The organism is Mycobacterium sp. E1715, assembly GCF_001667625.1.
Taxonomy (GTDB): domain Bacteria; phylum Actinomycetota; class Actinomycetes; order Mycobacteriales; family Mycobacteriaceae; genus Mycobacterium.
In genome coordinates this window covers 1-1,056 of record NZ_LZJJ01000518.1, presented here as the reverse complement: position 1 = coordinate 1,056, position 1,056 = coordinate 1, and the positions used below count along the sequence as shown (strand labels likewise).

Annotated in this window: 2 protein-coding genes; both read right to left on the bottom strand. The window is 67.7% G+C overall.

Annotated features, from left to right (window positions below; genetic code table 11):
* Positions 1-532, bottom strand: a 532-nt coding sequence (locus tag A9X03_RS25450; protein ID WP_156746675.1) for an LLM class flavin-dependent oxidoreductase, incomplete at its 3' end; no start/stop codon positions are given.
* 1 nt (position 533) lies between these two features.
* Positions 534-1,013 carry a VOC family protein gene (locus A9X03_RS25445; protein WP_067748814.1) on the bottom strand — a complete coding sequence of 160 codons (480 nt, stop codon included), beginning with the start codon at positions 1,011-1,013 and terminating at the stop codon, positions 534-536.
* Between the last annotated feature and the right edge of the window lie 43 nt (positions 1,014-1,056).

Below are 1,056 nucleotides of genomic sequence, written 5' to 3'. Positions count from 1 at the left end.
GGGCCGCCCGTCGCGCCGTGGCGCGCGCGCCGCCACCGACATACAGCGGTGGATGCGGTCGGGTCCAGGTGCCGGTGCAGATTCCCGCGTCGGCATCGGGGCCCGACCACACCGACAGCATCCGTTCGAGCAGGCTGTCCATCAGCGCGCCTCGGCGCGCGAAATCGGTCCTCATGACGTCATATTCGACCGTACGATAGCCGAGGCCCACCGTGGTGTGTAGGCGGCCGCGGCTCATGTTGTCGACCAGCGCGATGTCCTCAGCGAGCCGGACCGGATTCCACAGCGGGCCCAGCGCGCAATCCACGCTGGCGATCAGCGTCGAGGTCCGGGCCAAGAACATCGCGGCCGCCATGATGGGGTTGCAGCTCCAGCCGTGTCCGGTCGCGTGATGCTCGTCGACGCTGATCGAGGTGATGCCGTGCGCCTCGCCCCACTGCGCCAATTCGAGGGCGGCCGACAACAGCCTGCTCTGCGTGCGGGGTTCGCCGTGCGGGGAGGCGAAGTTGAAGCGCAGCACCGTTAGCAACACGTCACGCCTCCTGTGGGGCGGCCATCGACTGCAGGAAGGCGGGGAAGTCCGGGAACAGCGCCCGATCGACGATCTCGATGCGCGCCCCCGAAGAGTCTGTGTAGTAAGCGAATAGCCCGAGTTCGGATCCGGGCACGTCCGCCGTCATCTCGAGGGCGAAGCCGTTGGCCTCGAGCGCTTGGGCGCTCGCGGCGAGGTCGTCACTGAAATAGCCGAGGTGGTGAACCGCGTTGCCCGGCGCGGCCATCCATGGGGTCCCGGGCACCTCTTGCACCAATTCCAGGTGTGGGCTCTGCAGTGAGTAAACGATTGTGGACGTCAACTCGCGGACGCCGGTCGGCGTGCGGAACGGCAGGGTGTAGGTCATCGGGGCGATCCAGCGGTAGCCGGCCAGCGCGCTGAGCCGGGCCATGGCGGCGTCGAGGTCGGGGACGATGACGCCGGTGTGGTAGAAATCCTCGGGGCGCAGGGCACTTGTCATGTGTCTCCTCGGTTTTCAGACGCAGTCTGAGGCGGCGTCGACG

Excerpts from the sequence above, each read along its gene's own strand:
- A9X03_RS25445 (WP_067748814.1), bottom strand. The coding sequence starts at position 1,013 with ATGACAAGTGCCCTGCGCCCCGAGGATTTCTACCACACCGGCGTCATC.